Consider the following 14,046-nt stretch of genomic DNA (forward strand, 5'->3'; position numbering starts at 1 on the left):
ATGACCACTTCCATAGGCGCCGTGCTGCGTAGCACTGGCCTCGCCACGATCGACCGCGCCTTGCTTGCGCGTGCCGAAAAACCGCGCGTCAAAGTCTGGGCCGGCAGCATAGCCGTAGGCCACGAGAAGCGGGCTAAGGCTTACACGCCGATCCGCAATGCGCGCCAGATGCGCGAGATGATTGAAGCTGCAAAGCTCTACGAGCGGCAGACACTCGCGCAGCGACGAACGACCACACCGCGCATTCGCAACGGCGCGATCGGACAGGCCGGCATCCAGATCATCGAGTTCCTGGCCCGCGTCATCGACTATAGCACCGGCGCGTTGTTCCCCAGCCTTCACACCATCATGGATGGAACCGGCCTAAGCAAGAATTGCGTTGTTCAGGCGCTTTCGCGGCTTAAAGACGCGCGCATTATTGACTGGTTCAGGCGCTACGAGCCGGTTCCCGACCACGAAGCGCAAGGGGCTGGCCCGCGCATCAAGCAGGCCACAAACGCCTATCGCTTCCTCTTCCCTGCCTTCCTCTCGAAAATTTTCGCTGCTCGCCGCCGTCGCGGCATCGCGGCCGACCCAGCCCCCGCTTGCGAGCAGTATCGCCAGATCGAGGCGGCGCGCGACATGGAGCGCATGAGGGATCAGCTGCCCCTATGGGAGCTTACCCGCGAAGAGCGGGACAAGCGCAAGCTGGCGAATATTCTCGCCAGCTTGGGTGAAGCGATCGAGGCGAAAGAACGTGAGTCATCCGCGAGTGAAGATAACCGGCGGAGATATTTATATTGAATGGCCCTAGCCGGGCCATGCGCGATATTGGCATATATCCCGACCGTTTGCCCGCCTACGTGAAATGTGTATAAATCCCAATGTCGGGATACCGTTGACGGAAGAAGTTCGATGCAAATGGACGTCGAAGCACGCGCACGTCAGATCGTAGCGGATATGGGCGGCCATTGGCGCGGCTCATATGGCATGGTTTGCTGCCCAGCCCACAACGACCGCAATCCGTCGCTCCAAGTCACCCCCGGCAAGAAGGCCGTCCTGTTCAAATGTTGGGCCGGTTGCAGTCAAGAAGCCGTGTGGTCCGCGCTCAACAGTCGCAAAATCAATCGCCACACAAGCGGCGAAACGGTCGATCGCGCTCCCGAACCCTCGCGCCGGAAGCTCGCCCTGCAACTATGGGATTCCGCCGTGCCGATCGCAGGCACCGCGGCTGAACGCTATCTGCGTTTGCGCGCGATCGACCCGACCGGCCTTAAGGTCCGCTTCGCTCCGCGCTGCATTGTTGGTCCGCCTGACGCCCGCGAAGAGCATCCTGCCCTTCTCGTGCCGTTCGAGGCCGACGAAGGCATAATCGCCGTGCAGCGGATCTTGCTCGATCCAGCAACTGGCGAGAAACGCTATCATGCGGCGCTCCGCGAGGCGAAATTGACGCTCGGCCTGGTCCGACACGCCGCCATGCGGATCGGCGGCCAGCCTACCAACGATGTTCTGCGCCTCGCGGAAGGCTTCGAGGAAGCCGTTTCCGTCACCCAGCTAAGCGCCGGGAAATTCAAGGTGTGGGGCGCGGGCGGCATTCGCCGCTATGGCCTGATCGCGATCCCCGAACGCATCCGAAAAATCGTGATCTACTCGCAGCACGGCCAGGAAGCCGCACAGGCCATAGAGGACGCGCGCGACCACCTCACTGCTAACGACCGCGAACTGAAAATCATCCTCCCGCCAGCCCCGGCGCCGATGGACTGGAACGACATTCTTCAGGAGAGAGCCAGGTGCTAATCCGAGGTTTCAAAAAGTGGCCGCGAAATCAGCAAATCGCGTTGCCAATTCTCTCTATCTTCGCGTTCGGGGCGCTGTTCAATCAGATGCAAGCAAGGAATGGCGAGCCTGTTTCGATCTACATCGAGAACCCGCGCATTATCGACGGCGATACGCTCGAAACGCTCGATAAAAAGCGGGTGCGGTTGTCGGGTATTGATGCGCCGGATGATGATGGCAAGGGCAATGTGCCCAAGATCGCAGCGGGCCTCTATCTGGAAGAACTGGTGAAGCAAAATGGCGGCATGGATTGCACGAGCGATTTTCAGGACGAAAAGCTGACGATTGAGCCGATATGCAACACGCGGCGAACGAGCTGGGGCCGGTCTAACATGTCGTGCCGGTTTCGGTCGAATGGGGCATCTGTTTCGGCAACGATGGTGCGTCATGGATATGCCGTTGATTACAGGCAACATTCAGGGCTGGCTTATGCCCGTTTCATGAAAGACGCAGCCAATGAGCGACGGGGCCTTTGGGGTGTCGATTATGAGGCGATGAGGAATCTGGCGATCGAGAGGGGCCAGCTGCCGAACAAGTGCAAATGACCGGAGCCGGGAACCTGCCCTACTCCACCACACGGCTGCGCCGCGCGGTTCCACGGAGCCAGCAAAGCAGTCTCCGCCCATTCGGGTGACGGTCAGGGCTAAAAGGGAAGTTCAGCATGAATGATGCGACGCGAACGACAACGCAGGCCGTGCCCAGGCACAGCGTATCGCCGCGCGCCGAGGCAATCGCCGCATGGCTGATCGCCGCGCTCATTCTCGCAGGCGGCGGAATCGTCGCACGCCTGATCCTCGATTATCCGCAGTTCCTGCCGAACAGCTATATCGGCTTCCTGATCTACCGCGCTGGCCCCACAATTGCCCTGCTATGGGCTTGTGCCGGCGCTGCGATCACGATCAATGCCACAACGATGCGCCTGATGCTCTTGTCCGCCTTGTGCGGCTCTATCGTTGCGGTTCTCGCGCTCGCCATTCTCTAGCCGCTAGATGAGCGGCCCAGGGCCGCGCCCCGTCAATGGTGGCAGCTGCCACCGGGGGGAACACCAAGGGCACCCGCCCTTTCGTTCCCGAAGCATAATCGACAGGACCGGGTTGCACGCCAAGTTCGGCCAGTTCCGGCGCGCTCGCGCGCGCCGGGGCCTCCCTAACCGTGCCGCCCGCACCACTCCCATCGATTTTGCTTCCCCCTCCCCATCCCGCGCTTCGCCAGCGGGTCAGAGCCGCAGGCCGCAGGCAGCGGCTTCGCCTAAAGGAGTGAAAAATGACCATCCAGACCATCCAACTGAACAAGCTGGCGCTTTCCGACCTCAATGTGCGGAAGGTGAAGCCCAAGGAAATCGAAGCCCTCGCAGCTGACATTCAGGCGCGGGGCGTGCTGCAAAACCTGATCGGCTATGACGAAGACGGCAAGATCAGGATTTGCGCAGGAGGGCGGCGCTACCGGGCCTTGAAGCTGTTGCAGAAGGCAAAGGCGATCCCCGGCACTTTCGAGGTTCCTGTTGAAATTCGCAGCAAGGACGAGGCCTTGGAAATCTCGCTTGCCGAGAACGCACAGCGCGAGGACATGCACCCCGCCGATGCCATCGCAGCCTATCGGGCGATCATCGACAGCGGCAAGGACGTTGACGATGTTGCAGCCTCGTTCGGCGTCTCCCCCGCCTATGTCCGCCGCGTGTTGAAGCTGGCGGCGCTACACCCGACCATTCTCAAAGCCTTCCAGAAGGACGAAATCGGCATGGGCGCGGCGCAGGCTTTCGCGCTCACCGACGATCAGGACCGCCAGCTTGAGGTTTTCAAGCGCACCGGCGACAACGCCCACCAAATCCGCGCCATGCTCACCCAGGAGAAGGTTGCCGACACCGACAAGCATTTCCGCATTGTGGGCGAGGAAGCCTATTGCGCCGCAGGCGGCACCTTCACCACCGATCTTTTCGGAGAACGTCGCTATTGCGATGATGCGGGCCTTGTCATGGACCTTGTGCAAGATCGGCTTGACGCCATCGCCAAGGCGGCGCGCGAAGATGGCTGGCGCGATGCAGAAGGGCAGCTCTACCGGCCTGATTCCTACTGGATGCGCGGCCATCTGGAACCCGCAGGCGAGCGCGATCCGACCGAGGAAGAAACCGCGCTGCTGGTCGAGATCGAGGCGGCAATCGCCAAGCGGGAAAGCGAGGTGGACGAGGACGAACACGACTATGACGACGAGTTGCGCGCCCTGACCCGCAAGCAGGACGCTATCGTATCGGCTTGCCGCGTTTTCACTGCCGAGCAGAAGGCCGAGCACTCCCTTATCGTGTTTATCGGCCATGACGGTATCGAGCAGGTCGCGTTCACCCGCAGCGCCAAGGGCACCGCCGCCGATGGCCCCAAGCCTCCCAGGCCCGACTACTCGCAGAAAGTCATGGATCAGCTGGGCGGCATCCGCACGATGGCGGTTCGAGAAGCCCTTGCCAGCGACCCGGAACTGGCGCTGGACGTGCTCTTGACGGGCCTCTTGGGACAGGTTCGCGGCAATGCCTATTCGTGGCAACAAGCCGCCGAAATCACCGCCGAGAAGAACCGCTTCCATGTTGACGATGCGGTCATGGGCCATTCCACGATTGCCGACATTGACGAGATCGCGAGGGCCGATCTTGACCGCTTGGCGGAAACACCCACGCTGGACGACATGCGCCAGATGGACAGCGAAGCGAAATTGCGGCTGCTGGCCTACTGCGTGGCCTCGCAGATCACGAGCCTCTCGTTCCACAGCGACCGCGACCGCCAGCTGGCGCAGATCGTCGGGGCCGCGCAGATCGACATGGCCGACAAGTGGGAACCTAATCAGGTATTCTATGACCAGCTTAGCAAGGCCACGCTCTTGAAGCTGCTGGCCGAAAGTTGCGGCAACGACGCTGTAGAGAATTGCCAGACCATGAAGCGCTCTGACCTTGCCGTGACGGTCAACGAGCGCCTTTCGGGGCGGCGCATCCTACCCCCCGCCCTTAGACCCTCTGCCTTGCCCGATGCCGCCGATAGCGAAAGCCAAGCGGCATGACGGCACGGGGAGCGCGCTTCACTCCCGCGCTCCCCGCAAACGTGGAGGCGGTGGCAGCTGCCACCGCCTCCCCTTTGTTACACGACGTAGGCTGTAAAAATCGCTCGCGATAATGAGCGGCCAGGGCCGCGCGCTTAATAGTCTGTCAGCTGCCACATAGGATCGAGCGGCCCAGGGCCGCGCCCCGTCAATGGTGGCAGCTGCCACCGGGGGGAACACCAAGGGCACCCGCCCTTTCGTTCCCGAAGCATAATCGACAGGACCGGGTTGCACGCCAAGTTCGGCCAGTTCCGGCGCGCTCGCGCGCGCCGGGGCCTCCCTAACCGTGCCGCCCGCACCACTCCCATCGATTTTGCTTCCCCCTCCCCATCCCGCGCTTCGCCAGCGGGTCAGAGCCGCAGGCCGCAGGCAGCGGCTTCGCCTAAAGGAGTGAGGAAAATGGCTAAGGAAACGAACCGGATCGACATTTATCAGGCCGTCACCGACGACATTCTTGCGATGCTGGAAGCGGGGACAAAGCCTTGGGTGAAGCCGTGGAGCGGTGGGCCGACCATTCCGCTCCGGCACAATGGGGTTGCCTATCGTGGAATCAATGTCCTCAGCCTTTGGGCCAGCGCCATGCGTCAGGGCTTCGCCTCGCCCTATTGGCTGACCTTCAAACAGGCATTGGAGCTTGGCGGTAATGTCAGGAAGGGCAGCAAGGGGACCACCGTTGTCTATGCCAACAAGCTTGTCGTGAAGGACTCCGAGACGGACGACGAACGCGCCATTCCGTTCCTGAAACGATACACGGTTTTCAATGCCGATCAGGTCGAGGGATTGGACGGCAAATATCCCGCGCCCGCCCCGATCATCACCAATTCCGAAACCCGCGACGTTGAGCTTGAACTGATGTTCTCTCGCATTGACGCAACCGTTCGCATTGGCGGATCGCAAGCCTATTACCACACCCGCGACGATTATATCCAAATGCCCGCTTTTGAAGCGTTTCATTCCGCCGACGACTACTATGCCACGCTTGCGCACGAAGCCGTGCATCATGCAGGGCATGAAAGCCGCCTCAACCGGAAAACCCTGATTTCAACGAGCCGCGCCGACTACGCGAGGGACGAACTCGTGGCCGAGCTGGGCGCATCCTTCATCGGTGCGATTGTTGGTTTCAAGGTCGAGGAACGCGAAGATCATGCCGCGTATATCGAGCACTGGTTGACCGCGCTCCGCAATGACAAGCGCGCGATCTTCGAGGCCGCCCGCGAGGCACAAAACGCCGCCGACTACCTGTTGGCGATGATGACCGACCAAGCGGACTGAATGCCCCGGCCTGCAAAATGCACGAGACGCCGCGCAAGCGCGGCGTCTCGATTTGGGAAGGTGAAATTCGGGGGCTACTCAATGTGGTTTATATACAAATCCCGACATGTTAACTATAGGCGGGAGCAGGTCGTTTTTAGGTGCAAAATGGAAAATATCATCGACACCTACAGGAATCGCATCAAGGCGATGGGGTATGAGCCTCGTCGGCAGGAAGACATTCCTGCCGTGACGGCAGCTTATTGCGAGGCAATCGCAAATTGCAAGATTGAAGGACTTGAGTTGGTTTCGGATGACCACTCTTTTTGTTTGCTGTTGGTCGAAACCCAAATTCCCGTCGATGTGGCGATTGGTCTGGCGCAGGACTACAACCGTGATGTTCTGTCCCGCCAGAAACTCGCTGCATGACAGGTGAGCGACCCTTACACCTGGCGTAACAGCGACGTTCTTCGGAACAAGCTGGGAATCCGCGACGATAATATCCTCAAGGAGCGAGAAGCTTTCTTCTCGGTTGTCCGACATGGCGAGCTGGTCGTGCAGCGCGCCGCGCCGGCGACGAACGCGCGCGAGTATCGCGAACTGCACGATCATCTGTTTCAGGACGTATATGATTGGGCGGGGCGCTTTCGGACTGTGGACATAAGCAAACCGGGCAGCACTTTTGCCCGAGCGCATTTCATTGCCCGCAGCATGGAGCACGAATTTAAGCAGCTGCCCGACCTCCAAACCCTCAAGTCGATGGATCGTGATCGCTTTTCCGATACCATGGGGCGGCATATTTCCGAATTAAATGCCCTTCATCCGTTCCGTGAGGGCAATGGCCGCACCATGCGCCTGCACTTGCAGCTACATTCCCTTGCGGCCGAAAAATTCGTCTCGATCCAGGCAATGGGGCCGAAGGACTGGATGGAGGCGAGCCGCGACAGCTTCCACACCGGAAATCACGCCTCCCTCGCCAAAGTCATCCGTGATGCCATGCCGCTCGAACAGAACCGCGTCGAGCCAGCGCGTGGGCCAGCGGGCATCGCGTTTCCGCCCTCGATGGAATCTCTCATGCCAGCTGGCGAACGGCGCGCTATGAGCATTGAGCAAGCCAAAGATCAGATCAGCCGTTACTTACCTACTGCACAAACCGTCGCGTCGCGGCAGTATGAGCAGCTTAACCGGATCGCGGAAACGTCCGCTGACATGCGCCAGCTGGCCGCGCGTTCAGCGCAGGAGCTTGCCTTTTTCCGCGACCCCAAAGGGCCGATGCATCACCTTCAGCTGATTGAACAGCGCCGCTATCATCAGATTGAGGTCAATTGGTCCGAGGGCATGGACCCGCTGCAAAGAGTCCGCGCCATCAGCGCGGGCGCCGCAGATTTCCTTTCGAAAATGAGCGACCGCGACATTCAGGCCGCCGATCGCGCGCTACGTCTGCAAGTCATGCCCCCCGGCGTCAGTCAGGTTGATCTACGCCTTGCTGCGCAATTCGAGAAAAACTCGCCTGAGCAGAACCGGGCCGATGCCAGGTTCGCGCAATTCCAGCTCGCCATTGATAAGCGTCTCGCCGCCGCTACCGAGCGCGGCGCATCGAAGGAACAGCTGGCACAGATCGTCGAAAGCGCAAAGGCCCATGTCGCCACGACATTGCGCGAAGGCAAATTACCGACGCAGGCAGCCGAGAAAGCAAAGGACCGCGAGCGCTGATAATGAGCGGCCAGGGCCGCGCACTTAATAGTCTGTCAGCTGCCACATAGGATCGAGCGGCCCAGGGCCGCGCCCCGTCAATGGTGGCAGCTGCCACCGGGGGGAACACCAAGGGCACCCGCCCTTTCGTTCCCGAAGCATAATCGACAGGACCGGGTTGCACGCCAAGTTCGGCCAGTTCCGGCGCGCTCGCGCGCGCCGGGGCCTCCCTAACCGTGCCGCCCGCACCACTCCCATCGATTTTGCTTCCCCCTCCCCATCCCGCGCTTCGCCAGCGGGTCAGAGCCGCAGGCCGCAGGCAGCGGCTTCGCCTAAAGGAGTGAGGAAAATGGAAGCGACGACTGACCAGATCGCCACCATTGCGGCGCTGAACGACATTGCGCGGCGAACGATGGGCGTGACTTGTCGCACCGTGATTACGCAAGGCATCGCGGCGCTGGACGAGAATACGCAGAGCGACATTCTCAAGATGATCGAAGGCTTTGAGGATTTCACGCCCGACAACGACCCGCACGGCGAGCATGACGCCGGTTTCCTTTATCGCGATGTGATCGGCCAATGGCATACCCGCTGGACCGACGACAGCACGCGCCCTGCCCTCTCGGTCATGTGGAAGTTCGACTATTACGACCGCGATCTTGAATTTGGCAGCGCCGAACCGTGGAATCCCGATGCCACGACCCGCGTGCTCACCATTCTCCTGACCAGCGAATATTGAGGAAGGATCGACCATGCAACCCATGCGCCACATAGATCGAGACACGCGCCGCGCCCGCCTTCTGGCGGCACGCACGCGCCCCGTCGGCGGCATCAATCGGCGCGGCATCTTTACCGGCCATTGGGACGGTGGCGATGTTGTGCGCCAGTTTCGCGGCGACAACGGATCGTGGATCGGCCTTGCCGCCTACAAGGCGAAGGAAGAGCCGGAGCCGCAGCCATGAAAATCAGCAACACCGCGAGCGCGGTTCGCGTCACCCTCTCCCCCACCGAGATCAGCGATTTGCAATTTGTGATCGAGGCAGCTGAGTGCGCGGGGCATTACATGCCCGCGCGCGTCCCCAGCATCATTGCGGCGCTGACGCGCAGCGCCGACGATGTTCGGATGAAACAGGCCATGAAGCGGGCGGAAAAAGATCGCGTGACGCGGATCGAGAAGGATCGGCGTGCGCGAGAACGTCAATTCGTGATTGGCGACGACTATAGCGTCATGGCGAGCCGCGCCGACTACGCCGACGCGGCTCGCGATCCTGACATGCGCCAATGGGTTGACCTCGCCTTTCATGAGATCATGCAACGCCCGTTGCCGGATCAGTGCGAAATCCGGCGTGATGTTTGGCTTGTGCGCGTCGTGCAACTCGATGGCGGCACTTACAGTGCCGCCATAGGTTCGGATTGCACCGCGACCGCCAGCTGATGAAATCAGGCCAATTGCTGAACGGTTGATAGCGCGCTTTGAGGGCCGTGATTGAAAATCGCGAACCTCAATTGCGCCATGCTGGCGACCCGCACCGTTGTTCGCTGGGATCGCTACTGGCGCAGTGATATGAAATGTTCGCGCTTGTCCGGATAAGCGGCAATGAAGGGTTCAAATGTCAAAATACCCGATCCCCGAAGAGGTGCTGCAAGCCCAATATGCGGCCTTCAAGAAGAAGTTCGGGCGAGCGCCGGGGCCACATGACCCGCTATTCTTCGATCCCGATGCAGACGAGCCAACTCATATAGGCCGCGAGGCGATTTTACAGGGATTATCCGATCCCAAGTCCGGCTTCGCCATCAGTCTTGCGACCTTATTTGCAACCGATGAAACAGGCTTGGAAATCACCCCGCAATCCTACTCGTCACGCCCTCAACATGAACGCCAGGCGTGGGATACACACATGACAGCGGCCATTCTCGCCCTTCGCTACTATCTACGCGATCAGGGGCGATGACGAAGCCATTGCCTAATTCGATGGCAGGGGGGCATTCAGCTTCGCAATCGCGGATGGCTGGATTGAAGATGTTCCTTTTTCGTTCTCTCTTGCGTTATAAGGGCCGACGAAGGGAATCATCATGTTGCTGCCGCCAATGCAGCCGGTCCCGCTTGCCGAGGTGCCAGAGGGTCTAATTCCTCACATCATCGGCGCAGCGGGAGCCGGTTTTCCGTCTCCAAGCCAGGACTGGCAGGAGGACGCCATTTGGGGGCGTTTGCGGGAGGGGGCGGAATCCTACGCTAAGGATTTGGGCCAGCGATATTCCCCGGTTAGATTGATGTGTTCCCATCCCAACGGCGAGACGTGGGCGAGTAGATCAGGCGCGATATGGGTACCGCTGGCGGCCCGGGTATTGACGACCTCGCCGAGCTTCATGGTGTTCCAGAATATGATGATGGCGGCGAGCAGGTTCATTCCGGCGATGCGATAGTGCTGGCCTTCGCCGGATCGATCCCGGATTTCACCTCGGCGGTGGAAGCTGATGGCGCGCTTTAGGGCGTGGTGGGCCTCACCCTTGTTGAGGCCGATCTGAGCCTGGCGCTGGAGGCCGGCATCAAGAATCCAGTCGATCATGAACAGGGTTCGCTCGATGCGGCCCACCTCTCGCAATGCGAGGGCCAGCTCATTCTGGCGCGGGTAAGAGGCGAGCTTGCGAAGAATCTGGCTGGGGGCGACGATCCCCGCTGCGATCGTCGCCATGATGCGCAGGATGTCGGGCCAGTTGCGCTCGATGAGCGGTTCATTGATCTTACCTCCGACCAGCGCTCGCACATTGGCCGGCGTCGCGTTGGGCGTGAAGGCATAGAGTCTTTTCTGAGGGAGATCGCGGATACGGGGGGCGAACCTGTAGACGAGCAAGGCGCAGGCGGCGAACACATGATCGGTGAAGCCGCCCGTGTCGGCAAAATGCTGGCGAACGCGGCGGCCCGCGTCATTCATGAGCAGCCCGTCCAGGATATAGGGAGCCTCGCTGACCGTTGCCGGGATCACCTGGGTTGCGAACGGCGCATATTGATCGGACACATGGCTGTATCCCTTGAGGCCCGGGACGTTGCCATATTTCGCGTTGATCAGATTCATCGCCTCGCCCTGCTCGGTAGCAAGGAAGAACTGCCCGTCGCTGGATGCCGATTGCCCTTGTCCCCAGAAGGCGGCCATGGGCAGGGCGGCGTGGGCCTCCACGATCATGGCGAGCGCCCGATCATAGGCGCTGCCTTCGACATGCCAGCGCGCGATCCGCAGCAATTCCCAGAAGCTGTGCGTGTTGGTCGCCGCCGCCATCTTGCGCAAACCGAGATTGACGCCTTCCGCCAGCAACACGTTCATCAGGCCGATCCGGTCGCTGCAGGGCGCGCCGGTGCGCAGATGCGTGAACGCCTCGGAAAATCCGGTTCGCTCATCGACTTCCAGCAACAGATCGGTGATCCTCGCGGGCGGGAGCTGTTGATAGAGATCGAGCACGAGATCCTCGGCCCCTTCGGGCGTGTCGGCCCTCAGCTTGTCGATGTGCAGCTTGCCGTTCTCGATGATGCCGCCTGGGATCGTGCCGGTTCGCGCCGCGCGGCCAAACTCCTTCAGCCGTGTATCCAGTCGAGCCCTGCGCTCGGCCAGCCATTCGCCGGGTCGCAGCGGCACGGCGAGCCGCGCGGTCTGCTCTATCGCCTGTGGCGGGACCAGAAGCTGCTTGAGGTCGCCATAGCGGCGCGATCCCGCCAACCATATGTCACCGGACCGGAAGGCGTCGCGGATGTGGAACAGCACCGCGATTTCCCAAAGCCGGTGGTCGCCGCTGGGCTCAGCGCGAAGATGACGATGCCATTTCGAGTTGGGACGTAGAAAATCCACCGGCGGATCGACCTTGATCCCGTTACGCAGCATCGCAACGGCCGCCAGAAGAGGCGTGGCGATCGGCGCCGCCTGCATGTCGAGCAGGCGCAGCATCCTGGGCGCGTAGAGGCGGAAACGGTGATAGCCGTCCAGCACACGGCTGAGCGGGTCGGCCGCGAGCACGTTGGTCAGCGCGGAGGCCGTGGCGACAAGGGTTCTGAACCGTTCCCAGCCAGGCCCGGTGGCGATTATCCCGTCCAGGGCCGTGCCATCGTCCTGCGCTCCAAGCAAAGCACCACCGATTTCGGCAAAGGACTTCAGCGTGTCCCGAACGGCCGCCTTTTCGTCGGCGATCCTGGTGTTGCAAAGGCGTTCGGAGGCCCGATAGAGACGGCCTACGATGCGATCGTGGGTCTCCACGATGACATCGGCCAGCGATGACCGCCATTCCAGGGTGCAGACAGCGAGGATCGCAAGCCGCCTGTCTTCGGGCAGATCACGCATGCCGTCGGCGTAATAGCGCTCGCCCTGCCGGCGAAGCCGGGTCACACGATGCGCCGGCACGCCGTCCAGCAAATCCGCCGGAAGATCGAACCTTTGAAGATATTCCAGTCGATCCATCAGCCGGTTAGCGGCTGCTGAATTTGCGCCAACCTCGAACTGTCGCAGCCATACGAAGCGCGTGACGCGACCATCCACCGTATCCTCCAACAGGTGAGCCAAATTCTCGCTCAGGGTTGGCGTGATGCGATGGGCGATAAGATCCTCGATCCGGCGCTCGGCCTCAACCAGCGCATCGGCGCAAAGGCGCTCGATCGTCGAGGAGCCGGGAAGGATCGTGCGGGTGCGGCGACACTCCGCAACGAAGCGACGGGCAAGATCCTCATTCGATGTCGCCGCCTCGGCTTCCCGAGCGATCCATTCGCGCAAATCCCGTGCGCCCCGCCCCGAAAAGGAGCGATAGCCGTAGATTCGGCGAAGGTCCGCCAGATGCTCGTGCCGGGTCTCCTCGCGCGCGGCATAGAGGAGTAGATCGTCGCTGGTCAGGCCGAGCTGGGCCGCGATGAAATCCGATACCTGCGCCGGGATCAACTCGCCAGGAGCGAGCACCCGGCCCGGGTAGCGCAGGACGCACAGTTGCAGCGCGAAGCCAAAACGATTGTGGGCGCGCCGGCGCTGGCGGATATGCCCGAGATCCTCATCGCTGAGGGTATAGTGCCGCAGCAGCTCACCTTGATCGACCGGCAAGTGAAGCAGCGCCTCGCGCTGTCGATCGGTCAGGGTCACGCGACGCGGCATACATGCTCCTTATTCTTTCCGAGCTACGGTTTGAGATAGCTTGATTGAGATGCTGGTTAAGATACACAATAGCCCAATCTTATGTGCTCATGTTCGTCACCGCCTCAAACCTTCGTTTGTGATCCATGCTGATCGGCTACGCCCGCGTGTCCAAAGCCGACGGCTCGCAGTCGCTCGACCTGCAGCACGATGCCCTTCGCGCTGCCGGTGTCGAGCCAGGCAATATCTATGAGGCTCTGTTGCAAAAATCGTGAAGCTTGAGCATGCTTGGCGGAGATTGGACGGACGGAACGATGACGGATTTCAAGTGGCGCCATTTCCAGGGTGATGTGATCCTGTGGGCGGTGCGCTGGTATTGTCGCTATCCGATCAGCTATCGCGACCTTGAGGAAATGCTGGCGGAACGCGGCATTTCGGTCGACCATACGACGATCTATCGCTGGGTCCAGTGCTACGCCCCGGAGATGGAGAAGCGGCTGCGCTGGTTCTGGCGGCGTGGCTTTGATCCGAGCTGGCGCCTGGATGAAACCTACGTCAAGGTGCGGGGCAAGTGGACCTACCTGTACCGGGCAGTCGACAAGCGGGGCGACACGATCGATTTCTACCTGTCGCCGACCCGCAGCGCCAAGGCAGCGAAGCGGTTCCTGGGCAAGGCCCTGCGAGGCCTGAAGCACTGGGAAAAGCCTGCCACGCTCAATACCGACAAAGCGCCGAGCTATGGTGCAGCGATCACCGAATTGAAGCGCGAAGGAAAGCTGGACCGGGAGACGGCCCACCGGCAGGTGAAGTATCTCAATAACGTGATCGAGGCCGATCACGGAAAGCTCAAGATACTGATCAAGCCGGTGCGCGGTTTCAAATCGATCCCCACGGCCTATGCCACGATCAAGGGATTCGAAGTCATGCGAGCCCTGCGCAAAGGACAGGCTCGCCCCTGGTGCCTGCAGCCCGGCATCAGGGGCGAGGTGCGCCTTGTGGAGAGAGCTTTTGGCATTGGGCCCTCGGCGCTGACGGAGGCCATGGGCATGCTCAACCACCATTTCGCAGCAGCCGCCTGATCGGCGCAGAGCGACAGCCTACCTCTGACTGC

Annotated in this window: 14 protein-coding genes and 1 pseudogene; 14 read left to right on the forward strand and 1 reads right to left on the reverse strand. The window is 61.1% G+C overall.

Features of this window, described 5'->3' with window-relative positions; all coding sequences use genetic code 11:
- The 12 genes from K663_RS22265 to K663_RS22320 all read left to right on the forward strand — a co-directional run bounded on the left by K663_RS22265 (position 1) and on the right by K663_RS22320 (position 9,788).
- Positions 1-783: a hypothetical protein gene (locus tag K663_RS22265; protein ID WP_011627721.1), complete on the forward strand. Its 783-nt coding sequence runs from the start codon at positions 1-3 to the stop codon at positions 781-783.
- A gap of 111 nt (positions 784-894) precedes the next feature.
- Positions 895-1,776: a DUF7146 domain-containing protein gene (locus K663_RS22270; protein WP_011627722.1), complete on the forward strand. Its 882-nt coding sequence runs from the start codon at positions 895-897 to the stop codon at positions 1,774-1,776.
- 86 nt (positions 1,777-1,862) lie between these two features.
- Positions 1,863-2,360: a thermonuclease family protein gene (locus K663_RS22275; protein ID WP_011627723.1), complete on the forward strand. Its 498-nt coding sequence runs from the start codon at positions 1,863-1,865 to the stop codon at positions 2,358-2,360.
- 116 nt (positions 2,361-2,476) lie between these two features.
- Positions 2,477-2,797, forward strand: coding sequence for a hypothetical protein (locus K663_RS22280; protein WP_062121864.1), 321 nt, complete (start codon positions 2,477-2,479; stop codon positions 2,795-2,797).
- 281 nt (positions 2,798-3,078) lie between these two features.
- Positions 3,079-4,854, forward strand: a complete 1,776-nt coding sequence (locus K663_RS22285) for a ParB/RepB/Spo0J family partition protein (RefSeq protein ID WP_011627724.1) — start codon at positions 3,079-3,081, stop codon at positions 4,852-4,854.
- A gap of 438 nt (positions 4,855-5,292) precedes the next feature.
- Positions 5,293-6,165, forward strand: a complete 873-nt coding sequence (locus tag K663_RS22290; RefSeq protein WP_011627725.1) for an ArdC family protein — start codon at positions 5,293-5,295, stop codon at positions 6,163-6,165.
- A gap of 147 nt (positions 6,166-6,312) precedes the next feature.
- Complete coding sequence (locus K663_RS22295) at positions 6,313-6,573, forward strand: hypothetical protein (RefSeq protein WP_062121867.1); 261 nt, start codon at positions 6,313-6,315, stop codon at positions 6,571-6,573.
- 126 nt (positions 6,574-6,699) lie between these two features.
- Positions 6,700-7,857 carry a Fic/DOC family protein gene (locus K663_RS22300; RefSeq protein ID WP_235589638.1) on the forward strand — a complete coding sequence of 386 codons (1,158 nt, stop codon included), beginning with the start codon at positions 6,700-6,702 and terminating at the stop codon, positions 7,855-7,857.
- Between the two features lie 328 nt (positions 7,858-8,185).
- Positions 8,186-8,575, forward strand: coding sequence for a DUF3768 domain-containing protein (locus K663_RS22305; protein WP_008831643.1), 390 nt, complete (start codon positions 8,186-8,188; stop codon positions 8,573-8,575).
- Positions 8,576-8,588: 13 nt separating this feature from the next.
- On the forward strand, positions 8,589-8,798 hold the full coding sequence (locus tag K663_RS22310; RefSeq protein WP_062121870.1) for a hypothetical protein: 210 nt from the start codon (positions 8,589-8,591) through the stop codon (positions 8,796-8,798).
- Positions 8,795-9,271, forward strand: coding sequence for a hypothetical protein (locus tag K663_RS22315; RefSeq protein WP_235589639.1), 477 nt, complete (start codon positions 8,795-8,797; stop codon positions 9,269-9,271). Before K663_RS22310 ends, K663_RS22315 begins: the two co-directional genes overlap by 4 nt.
- A 175-nt stretch (positions 9,272-9,446) precedes the next feature.
- On the forward strand, positions 9,447-9,788 hold the full coding sequence (locus K663_RS22320; RefSeq protein ID WP_062121872.1) for a hypothetical protein: 342 nt from the start codon (positions 9,447-9,449) through the stop codon (positions 9,786-9,788).
- 276 nt (positions 9,789-10,064) lie between these two features.
- Here the strand turns inward: K663_RS22320 and K663_RS22325 are convergent, their stop codons facing one another.
- Positions 10,065-12,956: a Tn3 family transposase gene (locus K663_RS22325; RefSeq protein WP_011627727.1), complete on the reverse strand. Its 2,892-nt coding sequence runs from the start codon at positions 12,954-12,956 to the stop codon at positions 10,065-10,067.
- 125 nt (positions 12,957-13,081) lie between these two features.
- On the opposite strand from K663_RS22325, the pseudogene K663_RS23670 reads away from it, so the two are divergent.
- A pseudogene (locus K663_RS23670) lies at positions 13,082-13,195 on the forward strand (recombinase family protein); the annotation flags it as partial.
- A gap of 54 nt (positions 13,196-13,249) precedes the next feature.
- Positions 13,250-14,014, forward strand: coding sequence for an IS6-like element IS6100 family transposase (locus K663_RS22330; protein ID WP_001389365.1), 765 nt, complete (start codon positions 13,250-13,252; stop codon positions 14,012-14,014).
- Positions 14,015-14,046 lie beyond the last annotated feature (32 nt).

Origin of the sequence: Sphingobium sp. MI1205 (genome assembly GCF_001563285.1) — a bacterium.
Lineage (GTDB): Bacteria > Pseudomonadota > Alphaproteobacteria > Sphingomonadales > Sphingomonadaceae > Sphingobium.